General features: G+C 68.5%; 16 protein-coding genes and 1 tRNA gene. 5 read left to right on the top strand and 12 right to left on the bottom strand.

Annotated elements, in window-relative coordinates:
• Positions 1–19: 19 nt before the first annotated feature.
• Positions 20–1,867 carry an extracellular solute-binding protein gene (locus FZ983_RS12330; RefSeq protein ID WP_149223835.1) on the bottom strand — a complete coding sequence of 616 codons (1,848 nt, stop codon included), beginning with the start codon at positions 1,865–1,867 and terminating at the stop codon, positions 20–22.
• 164 nt (positions 1,868–2,031) lie between these two features.
• On the opposite strand from FZ983_RS12330, the gene ppa reads away from it, so the two are divergent.
• Entirely contained in the window at positions 2,032–2,589 is a 558-nt protein-coding gene (gene ppa / locus FZ983_RS12325; protein ID WP_149223834.1) for an inorganic diphosphatase, read from the top strand.
• Between the two features lie 23 nt (positions 2,590–2,612).
• Here the strand turns inward: ppa and FZ983_RS12320 are convergent, their stop codons facing one another.
• Complete coding sequence (locus FZ983_RS12320; protein ID WP_247883727.1) at positions 2,613–3,680, bottom strand: NAD(P)H-binding protein; 1,068 nt, start codon at positions 3,678–3,680, stop codon at positions 2,613–2,615.
• A gap of 43 nt (positions 3,681–3,723) precedes the next feature.
• On the opposite strand from FZ983_RS12320, the gene FZ983_RS12315 reads away from it, so the two are divergent.
• Positions 3,724–4,659: a LysR family transcriptional regulator gene (locus FZ983_RS12315; RefSeq protein WP_247883726.1), complete on the top strand. Its 936-nt coding sequence runs from the start codon at positions 3,724–3,726 to the stop codon at positions 4,657–4,659.
• A gap of 2 nt (positions 4,660–4,661) precedes the next feature.
• On the opposite strand, the gene FZ983_RS12310 is transcribed toward FZ983_RS12315, so the two are convergent.
• Positions 4,662–5,612, bottom strand: a complete 951-nt coding sequence (locus tag FZ983_RS12310; protein WP_149223833.1) for an L-lactate dehydrogenase — start codon at positions 5,610–5,612, stop codon at positions 4,662–4,664.
• 267 nt (positions 5,613–5,879) lie between these two features.
• On the opposite strand from FZ983_RS12310, the gene FZ983_RS12305 reads away from it, so the two are divergent.
• Positions 5,880–8,576 (top strand): bifunctional acetate--CoA ligase family protein/GNAT family N-acetyltransferase, encoded by a 2,697-nt coding sequence (locus FZ983_RS12305; protein ID WP_149223832.1) that lies wholly within the window; start codon positions 5,880–5,882, stop codon positions 8,574–8,576.
• A 363-nt stretch (positions 8,577–8,939) separates the two neighbouring features.
• On the opposite strand, the gene FZ983_RS12300 is transcribed toward FZ983_RS12305, so the two are convergent.
• The 4 genes from FZ983_RS12300 to FZ983_RS12285 are packed head-to-tail and all read right to left on the bottom strand — an operon-like array spanning position 8,940 to position 11,467.
• Positions 8,940–9,935, bottom strand: a complete 996-nt coding sequence (locus FZ983_RS12300) for a magnesium transporter CorA family protein (RefSeq protein WP_149223831.1) — start codon at positions 9,933–9,935, stop codon at positions 8,940–8,942.
• Positions 9,932–10,837: a bifunctional methylenetetrahydrofolate dehydrogenase/methenyltetrahydrofolate cyclohydrolase FolD gene (folD, locus tag FZ983_RS12295; RefSeq protein ID WP_149223830.1), complete on the bottom strand. Its 906-nt coding sequence runs from the start codon at positions 10,835–10,837 to the stop codon at positions 9,932–9,934. The genes FZ983_RS12300 and folD overlap by 4 nt, the downstream gene beginning before the upstream one ends.
• Position 10,838: 1 nt before the next feature.
• A complete protein-coding gene (locus FZ983_RS12290) occupies positions 10,839–11,180 on the bottom strand; it encodes a DUF167 family protein (RefSeq protein ID WP_188092305.1) in 342 nt (113 codons plus the stop codon).
• Between the two features lie 2 nt (positions 11,181–11,182).
• Positions 11,183–11,467, bottom strand: a complete 285-nt coding sequence (locus tag FZ983_RS12285) for a YggT family protein (protein WP_149223829.1) — start codon at positions 11,465–11,467, stop codon at positions 11,183–11,185.
• A 294-nt stretch (positions 11,468–11,761) separates the two neighbouring features.
• Here FZ983_RS12285 and FZ983_RS12280 point away from each other — a divergent pair.
• Positions 11,762–11,837, top strand: a tRNA-Ala gene (locus tag FZ983_RS12280).
• Between the two features lie 179 nt (positions 11,838–12,016).
• Here the strand turns inward: FZ983_RS12280 and FZ983_RS12275 are convergent.
• From FZ983_RS12275 to trpB, 5 genes are all read right to left on the bottom strand, one after another.
• Entirely contained in the window at positions 12,017–13,063 is a 1,047-nt protein-coding gene (locus FZ983_RS12275) for a DMT family transporter (protein WP_149223828.1), read from the bottom strand.
• Between the two features lie 56 nt (positions 13,064–13,119).
• Positions 13,120–14,481 carry a folylpolyglutamate synthase/dihydrofolate synthase family protein gene (locus tag FZ983_RS12270; RefSeq protein ID WP_149223827.1) on the bottom strand — a complete coding sequence of 454 codons (1,362 nt, stop codon included), beginning with the start codon at positions 14,479–14,481 and terminating at the stop codon, positions 13,120–13,122.
• 35 nt (positions 14,482–14,516) lie between these two features.
• Entirely contained in the window at positions 14,517–15,530 is a 1,014-nt protein-coding gene (accD, locus tag FZ983_RS12265; RefSeq protein ID WP_149223826.1) for an acetyl-CoA carboxylase, carboxyltransferase subunit beta, read from the bottom strand.
• 155 nt (positions 15,531–15,685) lie between these two features.
• Positions 15,686–16,531: a tryptophan synthase subunit alpha gene (gene trpA / locus FZ983_RS12260; RefSeq protein WP_149223825.1), complete on the bottom strand. Its 846-nt coding sequence runs from the start codon at positions 16,529–16,531 to the stop codon at positions 15,686–15,688.
• 8 nt (positions 16,532–16,539) lie between these two features.
• Entirely contained in the window at positions 16,540–17,757 is a 1,218-nt protein-coding gene (trpB, locus tag FZ983_RS12255) for a tryptophan synthase subunit beta (protein ID WP_149223824.1), read from the bottom strand.
• A 235-nt stretch (positions 17,758–17,992) separates the two neighbouring features.
• Between trpB and FZ983_RS12250 the strand changes: the two genes are divergently transcribed.
• On the top strand, positions 17,993–18,877 hold the full coding sequence (locus FZ983_RS12250; RefSeq protein ID WP_149223823.1) for a response regulator: 885 nt from the start codon (positions 17,993–17,995) through the stop codon (positions 18,875–18,877).

Genomic DNA, 18,877 nt, shown 5'->3' with positions numbered 1-18,877 from the left:
GAAGGTCCGACCGACGGCACTAAGGCGCCACCCACCAGCTTTCCACCATCGGTCCATACAGCGGTGTGAGGGCTGGGCGCCGCAAGGTCGCCCAGCGGGCGATCCGGTCCACCGGGCTGTGGAACAGCGGGACCATGTAGTGTCCCCACAGCAGCACCCGGTCCAGCGCCCGCACCCGGCCGACCAGCTCCGCCCGCGTGGTGGCCGCGGCGATGGAGCGGGCAAGTTCGTCGACCACCGGGTCGCGGATGCCGGCCAGATTGCGGCTTCCCTCCTGCCCGGCCGCGTCGGACCCGTAGTAATAGAGCTGCTCGTTTCCGGGAGACAGGCTGGACGCCCACCAGCGCATAGTCATATCGAAATCGAAACGGTCCAGCCGCCCCTGGAACTGGGCACTGTCCACCGTCCGGACGCGCGCTTCGATGCCCAGCGGCTCCAGCGAACGGGCAAATTCCAGCGCCACCCGCTCCTCCGATGGATCGGAGAGAATGATTTCGAAGGCGAAACGATTCCCGGCCGCATCGGTCAGCCGGCCGTCGCGCACCCGCCAGCCGGCCTGCTCCAGCAGCCGCAACGCCTCGCGCCGGCTGGCGCGCAGGCCCGCCGGGCCGTTGCCGGTCCCGCCATCCGGCAGGGCGAACGGGTGGGTGAACAGCTCCGGCGGCAACCGGTCGCGGAATGGCTCCAGCGCCCGCAACTCCTCCCCCTCCGGCAAGCCGCGAGCGGCAAGGTCGGAGTTGGGGTAATAGCTGGCGGTGCGGGTCAGCAGCCCGTGGAACAGGCTGCGGCCGATCCAATCGAAGTCGGTCGCCATCCCCAACGCCCGGCGCACCCGCAGATCGGCGAAGATCGGTCGGCGGGTGTTGAAGATCAGACCGCGCGCCGGCTCCGGCCGCCGGTTCGGCAGTTCCTCCCGCACAATGCGGCCGTCGCGCAGGGCCGGGCCGTCGTAGCCGGTGGCCCATTTGGCCGGATCGCTCTCGTAACGAACATCGCCCTGCCCGGCCTTGAAGGCTTCCAGCGCCACGGAATCATCGCGGTAATAGTCGAATTCCAGCCGATCGGCGTTGAACTGCCCGACACGGGTAGGCAGGTCGCGGCCCCAATAGTCGCGCACCCGCTCATAGACGATGCGCCTTCCCGGATCGACGGCGGCGATACGGTAGGGACCGCTGCCGACGATCGGCTCCAGCGTCGTGCGGTTGAAGTCGCGTCCGGTCCAGAAGGCTTTCGAATGGATCGGCATCAACCCCATCAGCAGCGGCATCTCGCGGTCGATGGCTCCGTCCGGGTTGGAGGCGAAGGCGAAGCGGACGGTCTGCGGATCGGGCGCTTCGGCTGCCGCGACCTTGGCGTAGAACAAACGACGGTTGGGCGTGCCGTGCCGCCGCTGCATCTCCAGGGAGAACAGCACGTCGTCGGCGGTCACCGGCGTCCCGTCATGCCAGCGCGCCTTGGGATTGATGCGGAAGGTGACGGCGGAGCGGTCGCCGGCCACCTCCACCCGGTCGGCCAGGAGACCATAGAGCGAGAAGGGCTCGTCCCACGACCGCGTCAGCAGCGCCTCGAACACATAGCCCAGGCCCAGCGCCGGCACGCCCTTGACGATGTGCGGGTGGAGACTGTCGAAGCTGCCGGTCACTGCCTGCCGGATGGTCCCGCCCTTCACCGCGGCCGGGTCGACATAGGGGAAGGCGGTGAAATCCGGCGGCAATGCCAGATCGCCGTGCATGGCTATGCCATGCGTTACACTGACATGCATGGCGATGCCGTGCGTCGGCGTTTGGTGTTCGGGGGCCTCCGCCCATGCCGGACGGAGCGCCGGCAGAGCCAGAAGGATGAGGAGCAGGATGATCGGGCGGGCCATGCCCGGCAGGGTTGCCCCTTTGCCGCACCTGCGCAAGAGCCCACGCAAGTTCCTTGGCCTTGATCGGCGTTCCGCCTAAACTCCGGCCCCGCGTGGCGCCGGACCGGGCATCGGCGCCGAAACAAGAACGTGCCCTGAATACGCCAGTCGAAGGAACGCGATACATGGATCTGAGCAAGCTCGCCGCGGGTAAGAATGCCCCCTGGGACGTGAACGTCGTCATCGAGATTCCGATCGGCGGCCAGCCGGTGAAGTACGAAGTCGACAAGGAATCGGGCGCGGTGTTCGTCGACCGTTTCCTGCACACCGCGATGTTCTATCCCTGCAACTACGGCTTCATCCCGCACACCCTGTCGGGTGACGGCGATCCGGTGGACGTCTGCGTCGTCGGCCAGCACGGCGTCGTCCCGGGTGCGGTCCTGCGCTCGCGTCCCATCGGCGTCCTGTACATGGAGGACGAGGCCGGCGAGGACGAGAAGCTGCTGGCCGTTCCTGTCGACAAGCTGCACCCGTTCTACACCGACGTGAAGGACTACACCGACCTGCCGTCGATCGTGATCGAGCAGATCGCTCACTTCTTCGAGCACTACAAGGATCTCGAAAAGAATAAGTGGGTGAAGGTCCGCGGCTGGGGCAACGCCGAAGAGGCGGCCAAGAAGATCGAGGAAGGCCTGGCCCGCGCCCTGGAAGCCAACAAAGGCACTCCGGGTCCGGTGGTCTGAGGATTGGTTTGAACCGTGTGGTCTCAGCCCATACGGCGAGAGGCCACGCGGTCGGGTATGCATCTCCCTGCCTCCGGCGTTTCCGCCGGCAGTGCGGGGAGATGCCCCAGCTTGAGATATTCCAAACCGGCAAGCGTCCTGCGCACTGCCGGATCCAGCGGGGTGTGCGGTTCCTCGCCCAGGAAGGCCAGCAGGCGGCGGTTGTCGAGCCGCACCGGTTCCTGCCACAGATAGCGCATCTCGCTGAGTTCGCGAAACAGCGGCACCGCCGGACCGGCCAGCCGCAGCACCCACCAGGGCATCCGCCTCACCGGCAGGCTTGGCTCGCCCAGTGCGCGGAGGATGGCCGAGACCATCCGGCCGCCATCGGCATCCCAGTGTCCATCCATGTGGAACATCGCGTCGTTGCCCAACTCCGCCTCGCGGTCGAGCAGACGCATCGCGGTTTCCGCCACGTCGGGCAGATAGGCCCATTGATGGCCGATCCCCGGCCGGCCCGGCTGGTTGATCCGGGTCGGCGGCTTGCCGGGCGTCAGCAATCCTTGGCTGAACCAGCTGTTGCCCGCCTGCGGACCGAAGAAGTCGCCGCAGCGCAGGATCAGCAATCTCGCCCCCTGCCCCACCGCGCGATGCAACCGACGCTCCATCTCCACCCGGATGGCACCCTTGCGGGTGAGCGGGTTCTGCGCCGCCGTCTCCGGGATCAGCGGGAAGACGTCGGGGCCATAGTTGTAGACGGTGCCGGGCAGCAGGATGCGGGCACGGTTGACGCAGGCTGCGGCGATGCTGTTGTCCAGCATGGGTAGAACCAACCGGTCCCAATGACGGTATCCCGGCGGATTCACCGCGTGGACGATCAGCGCTGCGCCCTCGGCCGCCGCCGCCACGTCGGCGGCATTCATCGCGTCGCCGAACATCCACTGAATTCCGTCCTGTCGCAGCCGCTCCGCCGGTTTGCGGCGCAGACCGCGCACCGTCCAGCCTCGCGCCGCCAGCGCCCGCGCCATCTCGCCGCCGACTCCGCCGGTCGCACCCAGAACCAGGGCGGTCCTGTCCGTGCCGGTCGCCTGCCGTTCCATTGCTGCCCCCATCGCTTTTCGCTTCATGACGGCGGAAGGATGGGCCGGGGAACGGATGAACGGAATTGTCGAACTGTGGCGGGTTGCTATACTGAAATCGATGAACCCGCCACCACCCAGCTGGGACCTCTACCGCAGTTTCCTTGCGGTGATCCGTGAAGGGTCGCTGTCTGCGGCGGCACGCGCCCTGGGGTTGACGCAACCCACCCTCGCCCGCCATATCGCCGCGCTGGAGGAGGCGGTCGGCGGCTCCCTGTTCGTGCGCTCTCCGCGCGGGCTTGATCCGACCGACGCGGCGCTGGCCTTGCGTCCGCAGGCGGAGGCATTGGATGCGGCGGCGGCCAGCCTGTGGCGCACGGCGTCAGGATGGGGAGCGGAGGTACGCGGCACGGTGCGGGTCACCGCCAGCGAGGTGGTGGGCGCCCGCATCCTGCCGGCGATCCTGGCCGGCCTTCGGAGCCGCCATCCGGCGCTGGAGGTCGAGCTGGTGCTGTCCAACGGCATCGACAATCTGCTGCAACGCGATGCCGATGTCGCCGTGCGGATGGTGGAGCCCGACCAGCAGGCGCTTCTGGTGCGGCGGGTCGGCAGCATCGCGCTGGGTCTGCACGCCCACCGCCGCTACCTGGAGCGCCACGGCACGCCACGCAGCCTGGAGGAGTTCGACGGCCACAGCCTGATCGGCTTCGACCGCGAGACGCCGGACATCCGCGCGATGATGCAGCGCGTGCCGGGCCTCACCCTGCCCCGCTTCGCCCTGCGCACCGACAGCCATCTGGCGCAGCTGGCAGCGATCGAGGCCGGGTTCGGCATCGGCATCTGTCAGGTCCCGCTGGCGCGGCGGAACCCCGATCTGGTCCGGCTGCTGGCCGACCGCTTCGAGTTGCCCATGGGGGTGTGGGTCGCCATGCACGAGGATCTGCGCTCCACCCCCCGCTGCCGCGCCGTCTTCGACGGGTTGGCGACGGGCCTGGCGGATCACGTGAAGTAGCGTCAACTGGTCCAGCCCATGCGGCGCTCCACCCCGTCGGCGGCTTCCTTCAGGATTTCGGCGCTGCGGCGCAGGGCCGCCGCCTCCTCCGCCGACAGGTTGGGCAGGACGGTGTCGAGCACGCCGCCGGCGCCGATGACGCGCGGCAGCGACAGCACCACCTGCGGCACCCCGCAGACATCGTCGGTCAGCATGGCGCAGGTCGCCACCATCCGTTCGTCGGCGCCGATGGCCGACACCAGCCGGGCCAGCCCGCCGGCGATGCCGAAGGCGGTGTGGCCCTTGCCGTTGATGATGCGGTAGGCGGCACGGCGCACCCCCTCGTCGATGGCGGCGCGGTCCTCCGCCGTCAGGTTGCGGCGGAGCTGGTCGGCCGCCTGCTCGACAGGCAAGCCGGCGACGGTGGCGCTCGACCACAGCAGAACCTCCGAGTCGCCATGCTCGCCGACGACATGGGCATGGACGGACCGCGGGGTGACTGCCAACTGCTCGGCCAGCAGGGCGCGGAAGCGCGCGGTGTCGAGAACGGTACCCGACCCGATGACCCGGTTGCGCGGCAGACCGCTGATCCGCGTCGCGATCTGCGTCATCACGTCCACCGGGTTGCTGGCAACCAGCAGGACGGCGTCGGGGGCGGCCTTCAGCACCTCCGGAATGATGGCGCCGAACACCTTGGCATTGCGCTCCAGCAGCTCCAGCCGGGTTTCCCCCGGCTTCTGGGCGACGCCGGCCGACAGCACGACCACGCCCGCCCCCTCCAGCGCGGCATAGGAGCCGGCGCGAACGGTGACCGCATGGGTGAAGGGCACGGCATGGGCGATGTCCTGCGCCTGGGCTTGGGCCAGCGCCTCGTTCATGTCGACCAGCACGACCTCGCTCGCGGCGCCGGTGGTCACCATGGCGAAGGCCGCGGTGCTGCCGACGAACCCCGCCCCGACGATTCCGACCTTCATGAACAGGCTCCTTTGCGCAAGTTGGCGTCCGGTGGGCCGATAGCTTGGCGACGCCCGGCCTCCCGCCGCAAGTGCGCATCCTGTCAGTTGGGCGGTTTTGCATAGGCGCGACGAAACGCCCCTTGCCCAATGGTCATACCAGCCCGTAATGTTGCGGCGCAGCAAATGGCGGGGATGAAAGTCCGGGCCGGCGCTGTTCGTCATCAAAACCGTCGGCGACCCGTGGCAGACTGGGGCCGGCGCCCTATCCCAGCACCGGATCCGGTCATGACCGTTCGCAACCTCGACAAGCTGTTCAAGCCCGCCTCCATCGCCCTGATCGGCGCCAGCCGCAAGCCGGGCACGGTGGGGGCCGTGGTGGCCCGCAATCTGTTCCAGGCCGGATTCGACGGGCCGGTGATGCCGGTCAACGCGACCGAGCGTGCGGTGGAAGGGGTGCTGACCTACAAGACTGTGGATAGCCTGCCGATCACGCCGGACCTGGGCGTCATCTGCACGGCCCCCGACACGGTGGCGGCGACCATCGACGCGCTGGGCAAGCGCGGGACCAAGGCCGCCATCGTCATGACCAACGGCATGTCCGCCGACCAGACCCAGGCGATGCTGGACGCGGCGAAGCCCTATCTGATGCGGGTGCTGGGCCCAAACAGCCTGGGCGCCATGGTGCCGGGCCGCGGCATGAACGCCAGCTTCGCGCCGGTGGCGCCCCGCAAGGGCGACGTGGCGCTGGTGGCGCAGAGCTCGATGGTGCTGACCTCCGTCGCCGACTGGGCGACCTCGCGCGGCATCGGCTTCTCGCATCTGGTGTCGCTGGGCGACCGCGGTGACGTCGATTTCGGCGATCTGCTGGACTATCTGGCCTCCGACGTCACGGTACGCGCCATCCTGCTCTATATCGAGAGCATCACGCAGGCCCGCAAATTCATGTCGGCCGCCCGCTCCGCCTCGCGCCAGAAGCCGGTGATCGTCATCAAGGCCGGCCGCTCCGACGAGGCGCAGGAGGCCGCGGCCTCGCACACCGGCGCCTTGGCGGTGTCGGACGCGGTCTATGACGCGGTGTTCCGCCGCGCCGGCGTGTTGCGGGTGAACGATCTGGCCGAACTGTTCGACGCCGCCGGCACGCTGGGCACCGGGGTGCCGATCACCGGCGACCGGCTGGCGATCCTGACCAATGGCGGCGGCATGGGCGTCATGGCCACCGACAAGCTGATCCAGGCCGGCGGCCAGCTCGCCGCGATGGCGCCGGAAACGCAGGAGGCGCTGACCAAGGCTCTGGGTCCGCAGCCGGGTGGCGCCCCCTTCCGCAATCCGTTGCGCATCGGGGCCGACGCCACGCCCAAGCGCTATGCCGAGGCGCTGAACGCGCTGATGCAGGACACCAGCAACGACGCGGTGCTGGTCCTGCACTGCCCGTCCGCCCTGACCGACAGCGAGGCCATCGCCCAGGCGGTGGCGGAGACGGTGCAGGCCAACAAGGCCCGCCGCCATCCGGTGCTGACCAGCTGGATCGGCGACCAGTCGGCGGTGGAGGCGCGCAAGCTGTTCGCCGACGCCCGCATCCCGACCTACAACGGCCCGTCCGACGCGGTGCGCGCCTTCATGCATCTGGTGCGCTATCGCCGCAGCCAACAGCTTCTGATGGAGACCCCGCCGTCCGTGGCGGAGGATTTCCAGCCCGACGAGATCACCGTGAAGAAGGTGGTCTCCCGCGCCATGGCCGAGAAGCGCGAGTGGCTGAGCGAATATGAGGCAAAGCGCGTGCTTGCCGCCTACGGCATTCCGGTGGTCGACACCCGCGTCGCCGAGACGCCGGAGGAGGCGGCGAACGCCGCCCGCGTCATCGGCGGCCCGATCGCGCTGAAGATCCTGTCGCACGACATCACCCACAAGTCCGACGTCGGCGGCGTGGCTCTCGGCCTGACCAGCCCGGAGGACGTGAAGGCGGAGGCCGAAGCCATGCTGGCCCGCGTCGCCGAACTGGCGCCCGAGGCGAAGATCGAGGGCTTTACCGTGCAGGAGATGGCCGTCAGCCCCGACGCCTACGAACTGATCGTCGGCATGACCGAGAACGAGATGTTCGGCCCGGTCCTGCTGTTCGGCGAGGGCGGCATCGGCGTGGAGGTGGTGGAGGATTACGCGCTGGCCCTGCCGCCGCTGAACATGAAGCTGGCCGCCGAGCAGATGAGCCGCACCCGCATCCACCGGCAGTTGCAGGGCTTCCGCTCCCGCGCGGCGGTCGATCTGGATGCGGTGGCGCTGACGCTGAACAAGGTCAGCCAGCTGGTCGTGGATTTCCCCGAGATCGCCGAGATGGACATCAACCCGCTGCTGGCAGACGCCAACGGCGTGATGGCGCTGGATGCCCGCATCAAGGTCGGCGTGCCGGCCTTGGCCGGCGCGGCGCGGCTGGCGATCCGCCCCTATCCGAAGGCGCTGGAGGATCGCATCACCATCAAGGACGGCCGCCAGTTCTTCGTCCGCCCGATCCTGCCGGAGGACGAGCCGCTGGTGCACCATCTGGTGGAGAATCAGACGGCCGAGGACCTGCGCCTGCGCTTCTTCGCGCCGCTGAAGCGGCTGTCGCACCAAGCGGCGGCGCGGCTGACCCAGATCGACTACGACCGCGAGATGGGGCTGATCGCCGTCGGTCCCGATCCGCAGACCGGCGACACCATCATGTACGGCGTGGTTCGCATCACCGCTGACCCCGACAACCGCCGCGCCGAATATGCGGTGATGGTGCGGTCGGACATGAAGGGCCAGGGGCTGGGCTATATCCTGATGAACAAGATCCTCGATTACGCCCGCTCGCGCGGCATCCGGGAAGTCTATGGCGAGGTTCTGCGCGAGAACACCAACATGCTGAACATGTGCCGCGCGCTCGGTTTCGTCCGCAAGGAGAACCTGGACGAGCCCGGCGTGGTCGAGGTCCGCATCGAACTGGGTGGCGGGCTGGCGGCGTGAGTCGTCCTATACCGGCGATTGACTACGAGCGTGGATGAGGCAATATCAGGCTTGGCGGGCAGGGGCGCCTCTCCCCTGCCCGCCGGCCCGATCCTTACCGGTAGAGGTCAAGCAGCCGCTTGACGATCTCCAGCACGAGGATCAGGAGCTTGAGGATTTGCATCATCCTCTTCACTCCTCGTAAGCGGCGGGGATGGCGGCCAGTCCGCCATCCCGTCCGCGCCGCCACTCTGGCGCACGCATAGGTATTGCGGAAGAGCTTCCACTCTCAAAATCGGAAATCTCAGCAACTGCGACGCGCCGTCGCGGGCGCACCCCACCGGCGTCGAGTTCGGTGAAGAGCGCGGCCAGCCTATCCTTGACTTACAGCCAGCCGCGCCGGCGGAAGTACCAGAGCGGAACCACCGCCGACAGCACCATCAGCAGGATGGCCAGGGGATAGCCGAAACTCCACTCCAGTTCCGGCATATGCTTGAAATTCATGCCGTAGGCGGACGCGATCAGGGTCGGCGGCATCAGCGCCACCGAGACGACCGAGAAGATCTTGATGATGGCGTTCTGCTCGATGTTGATCAGGCCCAGCGTGGCGTCGAGCAGGAAATTCGCTTCGTGCGCCAGGAAGCCGGCATGCTCGGTCAGCGACCGCAAGTCGCGCGTCATCGTCTTCAGCGCGGTCTTCTGTTCCTTGTTCAGCCGGCCGCCGCTGACCGAGGTCATGAACACCACCAGCCGATCGAGCCCGGCCAAGCTGTCGCGCACCTTGTGGGTCAGGTCGCCGGCCCGGCCGATGCCGCGCAGCACGTCCTGCAACTCGTCCGGCTTCTTGGCCGCCTTGCCGAAGCCGCCGCCATCCAGCGAATCGTCGAAGATGCGGGCCGACAGTTCGTCGATGCGGCCGCCGACCAGTTCCAGCACGTCGGCCACCCGGTCGATCACGGCGTCGAGCAGGCCGAACAGCGCGCTCTCCCCCGTCGCCAGCAACTCCGGCTGGCGGACGCAGCGGGCGGCGAAGGTGATGACCGGCAACGGTTCGGTGTAGCGCAGCGTGATCAGGTGGCGCGGGGTCAGGACGAAGGTCAGTTCGCCCTGCTCGGGATGGGGCGAGGTCGCGCGCGAGATGATGGGAGAGGTCATGTAGATCCCCTCCCCTTCCACATAGAGCTGGCTGGAGGCCTCGATCTCCTTCATCTCCTCGCGCGTCGGGAGATCGAAGCCGGTCAGCGCGCCGACATGGGCACGCTCCGCTTCCGTCGGGCGCAGAAGGTCGATCCAGACCGCGCCGACCGGCAGATCCTCGCCGAGTTCGAGCGGCTGGCGCACCACCCGCCCGTCTTCGGCACGGGCATGGACGGTGATCAAAGGGCCGCCTCTTCCGGCACCGGCGCGCCGGCGGCGCGGCAGGCGGCGGCCAGCGTGTTCAGCATCAGGCAGGCGATGGTCATCGGGCCGACACCGCCGGGCACCGGCGTGATGGCACCGGCGACCTTCACCGCCTCGTCGAAGGCGACGTCGCCGACCAGCTTGGTCTTGCCGGGCTCCGCCGCCGCGACGCGGTTGATGCCGACGTCGATCACGGTGGCGCCGGGCTTGATCCAGTCGCCGCGCACCATCTCCGGCCGGCCGACCGCCGCCACCAGGATATCGGCGCGACGGCATTCCTCCGGCAGATCCGCCGTGCGGGAATGGGCCATGGTCACCGTGCAGTCGGCCTGCAACAGGAGCTGCGCCATCGGCTTGCCGACGATATTGGAGCGGCCCAGCACAAGGGCGCGCTTACCCTTCAGGTCGCGGCCCAGCGTGTCGCGGATCAGCAGCAGGCTGCCCAGCGGGGTGCAGGGCACGATGGCGCCCGGCTGGCCGGTGGCGAGCAGGCCGGCATTGACCACATGGAAACCGTCGGCGTCCTTTTCCGGCACGATGCGGGCCAGCACCTTCTGGCTGTCGATGTGCTTGGGCAGCGGCAGCTGGACCAGGATGCCATGCACGGCCGGATCGGCGTTCAGGCGGTCGATCAGAGCCAGCAGGTCGGATTCGACCATGTCGGCCGGTTCGTGATGGTCGAAGCTGTTCATGCCCAACTCGACCAGGGCCCGTTCCTTGGAGCGGACATAGACCTGGCTGGCCGGATCCTCGCCCACCAGCACGACGGCCAGACCGGGGGTGACGCCATGGCTGGCCTTCAGCGCCGCCACACCGTCCGCCACCCGCGCGCGCAGGCCGGCCGCAAAGGCCTTGCCGTCGATGATCTTCGCGTCCGCCATGCTACTCTCCACCCTCGGTGCCCACATCGTCGATCAGGGCCGACAGCCGCGGCAGCAGAGCCGCCGGGTCGCCGGCCACATGCAGTATCTTGTTCCGGTCGGTGGCGCCGGCCACCACCGTCAGGCTGGTCTTGGGCAGTTTCCATGCCTTCGACAACAGTTTTATGACAGCCTCGTTGGCTTTGCCGTTTTCCGGCACCGCCGTGACCGCCAGCTTGAGAACCTTCCCGCCTCCGGCGGTCTCGGCAGTGCCGGTCACCGCGTTGCGCGACGCCTTGGGCGTCACCCGGAGTGCCACCCGCAGGCCGTCGGCCACCGCCTCGAACGGAGAGGACGCCGCCACGGTCAGAAGCGCGGCCAGTACTGGGCCATCAGGTTCTGGATGAAGGAGATCGCCAGCAGAACCACGATCGGCGACAGATCCAGCCCGCCCATGTTGGGCAGGACGCGGCGGATCGGGCGCAGCACCGGTTCGGTGATGCGATACAGGAAGTCGCCGATCACATAGACCGCGCGGTTGCGCGTGTTCACCACGTTGAAGGCCACCAGCCAGCTGAGGATCGCCGACAGGATGAGGACCCAGAAGAACAGGTCCAGAATGGTGTTGATGAGCATATACAGCGCGATCATGCCGGCCCAGCTCCATAGCAGTTCTTTGGGATGGCCGCACGCAACGCAGTGCGAAGCGAGCGCCAGCCTTTTCCGGGCACCCTAAGCATAAGCGGAGAGACCTGTCCAGTACGGCGGCCCGCCGATAGGCCGGGTGGCCTGCGGCGCATAGACCGGTACGCCGCCGACGCAGGGGTCGGGCCAGGCCCTTGCGCCGGCGCTTCATTTTTTCTGAATCAAGCGCTTGACAGCACCCCCCGTCATGGACAATATCCGCGCCACGCCGGGGCAACGAAGACGCCACGGTGTGAGTGTGGGGCCGTAGCTCAGCTGGGAGAGCGACGCGTTCGCAATGCGTAGGTCGGGAGTTCGATCCTCCTCGGCTCCACCATTTTCCCCTTCGCTGGAAGGGGGACAGTATTGATTGATCGTCAGCGGGCGTTGCCGGGAACGGCATCTTGCCCGCTTTTTTGTTTTTGCAGATTGCGTCCGCCCCGACAGTGTTCCCTACGGCAAGCCGATGCCTCCGCGCTTCCCATAAGCTTCCCCACCGGTGGTCCGGCCCATGCCTCAGTGCGTGTGGACGTGGTGCGCATCGGGGTAATGGGGGTGCCGGTGCCTCAGACGCGCGTGACGATGCCGGTGGCTGTGCGGCTCGGTCACCGGGCCGTCGTGACCATGCTGGTGATGCTCGTCATGGACATGCGGGTGGTCGTGCTCGATCTCCTCATGGACATGCTCATGGTCGTGGTCCTCGGTCAGGTGCAGCCAGACACCGATTCCCATCAGGATCGCCGCAATGACCAGCCCCGCCGTCAGCGGCTCGCCGAACATCGCCAGCGAGGCGATGCCTCCGACGAAAGGGGCGGTGGAGAAATAGGCACCGGTCCTGGCGGTGCCGATGTACCGCAGAGCGAACACGAACAAGACAAGGCTGACGCCGTAGCCCAGCAGCCCGACCAGCATGGCCGCGATCATCGTCGGCGCGGCGGGCATGCCGTCGCCGAGGGCAAGGGCGATCCCGACATTGACGCCACCGGCGACCAGCCCCTTGATCGTGGCGATGTCCATGGGGTCGGCCAGCGAGACCTTGCGGGTCAGGTTGTTGTCCACCGCCCACATCAGGCAGGCGGCGGCGACCGCGGCCGCCCCCCAACCACCGGCGATTTCCACCGGCCCACCCCAGGACAGCACAACCGCCCCCGCGACGATGGCGACCATGCCGGCGACGAGCCGCCGGTCGAAGCCTTCATGGAAGACGAACCACGCCAGGAGAGCGGTGAACACTCCTTCCAGATTGAGCAGAAGCGAAGCGCTTGATGCCGGCGTGGCCGCCAGGCCGGACATCAGCAGCACCGGTGCGGCGATCCCCCCGGCCAGGACGGCGCCCAGCAGCCAGAACCACTCGGTGCCGCGGATGCTCCGTTCGCCCCGCTCCGCCGAGACCACCAGCCCACGGACCAGCCGGACCAGCCCCAGGCCGGTTCCGGAGCCGAGATACAGCAGGCCCGCCAGCATCCAGGGCGACAGGTCATGGACCAGCAGCTTCGCCATCGGCGTGCTGACGCCGAAGAGCACGGCAGCCAGAATCGCGGTCGTCGAACCCGTTCGAACCATGGGAGCTTCCCCCCGTCCGGTGGCTGGAAAAACCCGCCTCCCGACAATGACGGATCTCAGCCGTTCTCCGCCAGCACCGTGCCGGCAAGATAGAGGGAGCCGCAGATCAGGACGCGCGCCGGTCCCGGACGATTGGCCACGAGATCTGCCAGGGCGGACTCCACGCAGTCGGCGGCCGCATGGTCGCGGATGCCGCAGAGTTTGGCCGTCTCGCAGGATTCCTCCGCGGTGAAGCTGGCTTCCTCGCCGGGGATCGCCACTGCGCGCAGGGAATGGGTGAAAGGAGCCAGCGGGCCCAGGAACTCGAACGGGTCCTTGCTGGACAGCATGCCGTAGATCACGAACAACGGCAGGGCAGGAGAGTCCTCCGATCGACCGTTGCCGGGCTGACCGCGCGACCAGTCGACCGCCTGCCGGGCCAGCACCTCACCCGCCGAGTCGTTGTGGCCGCCGTCCAGCCACAGCTCCCAGCCCGGCGGCAGGCTTTCGGCCAGCGGGCCGCGGGTCAGGCGCTGCAGCCGGGCCGGCCATTCGACGGTGGCGAGACCCTTGCGCACCGCCTCGTCGTCGACGGCCAGCGGCAGGTGGTCCAGGCAGGCGATGGCGACGCCGGCATTGGTGATCTGGTGGACGCCGGCCAGGCCCGGCATCGGCAGGTCGAGCTGCCGCTTGGCGCTCTCGAAACGGAAGCCGTCCGGCCGCTCCTGCACAGACCAGCTCTGGATGGGGGCGGCGATGGCGTTGGCGCGCAGCTTCAGCGCCCTGAGCGCGTCGGCCTCCGGCTGTGGGGCCAGCACGACCGGGACGCCCGGCTTGAAGATGCCGGCCTTCTCGCTGCCGATCTCCAGCAGCGAGTCGCCCAGGAACTGGCGGTGGTCGTAGGAGATGCGGGTGATCGCCGTCACCGCCGGCTTCGCCACCACATTGGTGGCGTCCAGCCGCCCGCCCAGCCCGGTCTCCAGCAGGACCACGTCGGCCGGCACGCGGGAGAAGGCAAGGAAGGCGGCGACCGTCGTCACCTCGAAGAAGGTGATCGGGTTGCCGGCATTGGCGGTCTCGCACTCCTCCAGCAGGGCGGCCAGATGTTCGTCGTCGATCAGCCGCCCGGCAAGCCGGATGCGCTCATGGAAGCGCACGAGGTGCGGAGAGGTGTAGACATGGACGCGGTAGCCGGCCGCCTCCAGAATCGCGCGCAGGAAGGCGACTGTCGATCCCTTGCCGTTGGTGCCGGCGACATGGACCACCGGTGGCAGCTTCCGCTCCGGATGGCCCAACGCCGCCAGCAGCCGATGCACCCGGTCCAGCGACAGGTCGATGACCTTGGGGTGAAGCCCCTTCAACCGGTCCAACACCGGGTCGGAACGGGTCGCGGCCGGCCGGGCGGGCGGATTGGCCAGCGGAAGGGAGGCGTCGGTCATGATCGTCTCTGGTCGGATGAGCTGAGGGGTGCCGGTCAGTCGTCGCCGGCCTGGACCGGAGCCGCCGGCTGGGAAGACGCCTGCTGCGTCGCGACCGGATGGGCCGCAGTGGCCTGCGTCGCCGTCTGGGGCATCTGGGCCGGCTCGCCGTCGGCCGCCTCGGCGGCGGTCAGGTCGATGTCCTCCACCACCGCGTCGATGCGTGGCGTCATCAGCAGGCCGATGGTGCGGACCAGCGTCGGCCGCAGGTCGCGGCGGTGGACGACCATGTCGACCATGCCGTGTTCCAGCAGATATTCGGAGCGCTGGAAGCCTTCCGGCAGGGTCTCGCGGATCGTGCTCTCGATCACGCGGGCGCCGGCGAAGCCGATCTGCGCGCCCTTCTCGGCGATGTGGATGTCGCCCAGCATGGCGAAGCTGGCGGTGACGCCGCCGGTGGTCGGGTCGGTCAGCACCACGATGTAGGGCAGGCCGGCTTCCTTGACCATCTCCACCGCGATGGTGGTGCGCGGCATCTGCATCAGCGACAGGATGCCTTCCTGCATGCGGGCGCCGCCCGACGCCGGAACCACGATCAGCGGCGCGTTCTTCGCCACCGCCAGACGGGCAGCGGTCAGCAGCCCTTCGCCGACGGCGATGCCCATCGACCCGCCCATGAAGCCGAAGTCGAAGGCGGCGACCACGGCGGCATGGCCGCCGATGCGGCCCTCGCCCACCACGATGGCGTCGGTGCGGCCAGTCTTGGTCTGGGCTTCCTTCAGGCGGTCGGTATAGCGCTTCTGGTCGCGGAACTTCAGCGGGTCGGCGACCGACTTCGGCAGCTCGACACCCTCATAGGCGCCGTCGTCGAACATCGACTCCAGACGCTTGATGGGGTCCAGCCGCATGTGGAAGCCGCAATGCTGGCAGACGTGCAGGTTCTCTTCCAACTCGCGGTGGAACAGCATCGACTCGCAGCTCGGGCACTTGTGCCAGAGGTTGTCGGGCACTTCCTTGCGGGCGTAGAGCGCGCGGATCTTGGGGCGGACGTAGTTGGTAAGCCAGTTCATGGAACGCCTTTCAACGACATGGCGGTACGCCGAAGCTCGGCGGCGGCCGGACATCGGGTCCGTGCCGCACCGGGCTCTTCAGCCGTTCGTCGCCATGAGCGATCGTGTTGCAGGTGTCGTAAAGCGGTTTGCCGTCGTTGTAAACCGTCCGTCCCTCAGCCTCGCGCGGCGCGCACGCCCTTGGCCAGTTCGCCGACGAAGCCAAGCACGTCCTCGACCGCGGCCGCCCCGTCGACTCCGGCGGCCAGGCTGTCGGCCAGACGGGTGACGATGGCGGAGCCGACCACGGCGGCATCGGCGACGCGGGCGACCTCGGCGGCCTGATCCGGCGTCTTGATGCCGAAGCCGACGGCGACCGGCAGGTCGGTGTGGCGCTTCAGCCGGGCGACCGCCGCGTCGATGGCGGTGTTCGACGCGCTGGCGGTGCCGGTGATGCCGGCGATCGACACGTAATAGACGAAGCCCGAGGTGTTGCGCATCACCATGGGCATGCGCGCCTCGTCGGTGGTCGGCGTCGTCAGGCGTACGAAGCTGACGCCGGCCTGCAGCGCCGGGATGCACAGCTCCTCGTCCTCTTCCGGCGGCAGGTCGACGACGATCAGGCCGTCCACCCCGGCCGCGCGCGCGTCGGCCAGGAAGGGTTCCACCCCATAGGCGTGGATCGGATTGAAATAGCCCATCAGGATGATCGGCGTGTCGGCATCCTGCTTGCGGAAGCCGCGCACCATCTCCAGCGTCTTGCGCACCGTCATCCCGGCCTTCAGCGCGCGCAGCGAGGAGGCCTGGATCGCCGGGCCGTCGGCCATCGGGTCGGTGAAGGGCATGCCGAGTTCGATCAGGTCGGCACCGGCGGCCGGCAGGCCGTTCAGAACCGCCTGCGACACGGTGGGATCGGGATCGCCGGCGGTGATGAAGGTGACCAGACCGGCACGTCCCTCCGCCTTCAGGGCGGCAAAACGGCGGGCGATGCGGCCTTCGGCCAGGACATCGGCACTCTTCATGTCGGCACTCACAGTTCCACTCCCAGATGCTTGGCGACGGAGAAGATGTCCTTGTCGCCGCGGCCCGACAGGCACAGCACCATCAGGTGGTCCTTGGGCAGTTTCGGTGCGCGCTTGATGACCTCGGCAAGGCCGTGGGCGGATTCCAGCGCCGGAATGATGCCCTCGGTGCGGGCGCAGAGCTGGAAGGCGTCCAGCGCCTCCTGGTCGGTGGCATAGGCGTATTCGACCCGGCCGACGTCATGCAGCCAGCTGTGCTCCGGCCCGATGCCGGGATAGTCGAGGCCGGCGGAGATCGAGTGGCCTTCCAGGATCTGGCCGTCCTCGTCCTGCAGCAGGTAGGTGCGGTTGCCGTGCAGCACGCCCGGACGCCCACCGTTGATCGAGGCGGCATGGTCCAGCGGCCCCTTCTCGATGCCGCGGCCGGCGGCCTCGACGCCGATCATCTGCACCGTGGAATCGTCGAGGAAGGGGTGGAACAGGCCGATGGCGTTCGACCCGCCGCCGACGCAGGCGACCAGGCTGTCGGGCAGGCGGCCTTCCAGCTCCTGCATCTGGGTGCGGACCTCGTCGCCGATCACCGACTGGAAGTCGCGGACCATGGCGGGATAGGGATGCGGGCCGGCGGCGGTGCCGATGATGTAGAAGGTGTCGGCGACGTTGGTGACCCAGTCGCGCAGCGCCTCGTTCATCGCGTCCTTCAGCGTGCCGCTGCCCGAGGTGACCGGGCGGACCTCCGCCCCCAGCAGCTTCATGCGGAAGACGTTGGGCTGCTGGCGGGCGATGTCGGTCTCGCCCATGTAGATGACGCAGGGCATGTTGTAGAGCGCGCAGACCGTCGCGGTCGCCACGCCATGCTGGCCGGCGCCCGTCTCGGCGATGATGCGGGTCTTGCCCATGCGCCGGGCCAGCAGGATCTGGCCGATGCAGTTGTTGATCTTGTGAGCGCCGGTGTGGTTCAGCTCCTCGCGCTTGAAGTAGATCTTGGCGCCACCCAGCTGCCCGGTCAGGCGCTCGGCGTAATAGAGCGGGTTGGGACGGCCGACATACTGCTTCAGCTGCTGGCGCATCTCGCCTTCGAAGGCGGGATCGGCCCGCGCCTCGCGATAGGCCTTCTCGACCTCCAGGATCAGGGGCATCAGCGTCTCGGCGACGAAACGGCCGCCAAAGATTCCGAAATGCCCGCGCTCGTCGGGACCGGAGCGGTAGGTGTTCAGTTTGGTCATCGTCTGCGGCACTGCCTGAAGTCGAAGGAAAGCCGGGATAGGGCTCGGTCTTGCGGGCGGCATCGGATCCGGACGCCGGCCAAGCGCGCCACCATACCGGTGGGACGCGCCGATTTGAAGCGCCGGGCCACGGAAATCGGTGATTTCCACCCGTCCGCAAACATGGAGCGGGGCTTTGCATGGACAAGGCCGCGCCCTTACACTGGCGCCTCCTTTATTGCGGAGCATGCTTCCGATGACGCAGCGGACGCCGCCGTCGCTTCTCCCCACGGATCTCCAGCCGGTTCCCCGCCGGATTCTGGTGGTGGAGGACAGTCCGCTGAACCAGATGCTGGTCACCGCCATCCTTGCCCAGGCCGGCCACCGCGCCGACACCGCGAACAATGGATTGGAAGCGGTGATGGCGGCGCAGGCCGGCGGCTATGACCTGATCCTGATGGATTTGTCGATGCCGGAGATGGACGGGCTGACCGCCACGCGGCTGCTGCGCGACCTGCCGGGGCCGGCCGGCCGGGTGCCGGTGGTCGCCATGACCGCCGACACTGAGGAGGCCGACCGCGTCCGCTGCCAGGACGCCGGCATGAACGACCATGTCGCCAAGCCGGTGGACCGGGCGCTGCTGCTGGAGACCGTGGAGAAATGGCTGCGCGCGTCCCAGCGCTCCGAGCCGTCCGCCGACGCATCGGCCGGTTTCGGCCCCTGCGCAGCGGCAGCTCCGGAAGCGGCGGGCGAGGCGCTGGACCGCGAGGTGCTGGCCCAGCTGGCCCAGGATTTGGAGGCGGAGCTGCTGGCCGACGTGCTGCGGCAGTTCGTGGAGGAAACGCGGGAACGGGTGGCGCGCATCGCGGCGGAGACCGACCGCGCCGTGCTGACGCGCGAGGCGCACACGCTGAAAAGCACCGCCGGGACCTTCGGCGCCCGTGCCCTGTGCAGCGCCGCCCGTGCGTTGGAGATGGCCTGCCGGGCCTCGCTTGGGGCGGAAGGGGCGGAAAGGGCGGAAGGCCAAGGGGACGGGGAGGGAGACGGGGCGGCGGACACGGTGGAGGGGCTGCGCGGCGAAATTCCCCGGCTGGCCGGGGACGCCATCGCGGCCTACCGCGCCGCCGGGTATCCGGTCTGA

It is taken from the genome of Azospirillum sp. B21, assembly GCF_008364825.1.
In the GTDB taxonomy this organism is placed as follows: domain Bacteria; phylum Pseudomonadota; class Alphaproteobacteria; order Azospirillales; family Azospirillaceae; genus Azospirillum.
Note: the sequence above shows the minus strand (reverse complement) of the source record. Positions and strands in the feature narration are given on the sequence as shown.

What these genes read in the sequence shown, in the direction of transcription:
- trpB (WP_149223824.1), bottom strand. Translation starts at nt 17,757, where the DNA reads ATGACCAAACTGAACACCTACCGCTCCGGTCCCGACGAGCGCGGGCAT.
- FZ983_RS12285 (WP_149223829.1), bottom strand. Translation starts at nt 11,467, where the DNA reads ATGATCGCGCTGTATATGCTCATCAACACCATTCTGGACCTGTTCTTC.
- FZ983_RS12275 (WP_149223828.1), bottom strand. Translation starts at nt 13,063, where the DNA reads ATGGTTCGAACGGGTTCGACGACCGCGATTCTGGCTGCCGTGCTCTTC.
- FZ983_RS12320 (WP_247883727.1), bottom strand. Translation starts at nt 3,680, where the DNA reads ATGGGGGCAGCAATGGAACGGCAGGCGACCGGCACGGACAGGACCGCC.
- FZ983_RS12270 (WP_149223827.1), bottom strand. Translation starts at nt 14,481, where the DNA reads ATGACCGACGCCTCCCTTCCGCTGGCCAATCCGCCCGCCCGGCCGGCC.
- FZ983_RS12315 (WP_247883726.1), top strand. Translation starts at nt 3,724, where the DNA reads ATGAACGGAATTGTCGAACTGTGGCGGGTTGCTATACTGAAATCGATG.
- FZ983_RS12305 (WP_149223832.1), top strand. Translation starts at nt 5,880, where the DNA reads ATGACCGTTCGCAACCTCGACAAGCTGTTCAAGCCCGCCTCCATCGCC.
- folD (WP_149223830.1), bottom strand. Translation starts at nt 10,837, where the DNA reads ATGGCGGACGCGAAGATCATCGACGGCAAGGCCTTTGCGGCCGGCCTG.
- FZ983_RS12330 (WP_149223835.1), bottom strand. Translation starts at nt 1,867, where the DNA reads ATGGCCCGCCCGATCATCCTGCTCCTCATCCTTCTGGCTCTGCCGGCG.
- trpA (WP_149223825.1), bottom strand. Translation starts at nt 16,531, where the DNA reads ATGAAGAGTGCCGATGTCCTGGCCGAAGGCCGCATCGCCCGCCGTTTT.
- ppa (WP_149223834.1), top strand. Translation starts at nt 2,032, where the DNA reads ATGGATCTGAGCAAGCTCGCCGCGGGTAAGAATGCCCCCTGGGACGTG.
- FZ983_RS12250 (WP_149223823.1), top strand. Translation starts at nt 17,993, where the DNA reads ATGACGCAGCGGACGCCGCCGTCGCTTCTCCCCACGGATCTCCAGCCG.
- FZ983_RS12310 (WP_149223833.1), bottom strand. Translation starts at nt 5,612, where the DNA reads ATGAAGGTCGGAATCGTCGGGGCGGGGTTCGTCGGCAGCACCGCGGCC.
- accD (WP_149223826.1), bottom strand. Translation starts at nt 15,530, where the DNA reads ATGAACTGGCTTACCAACTACGTCCGCCCCAAGATCCGCGCGCTCTAC.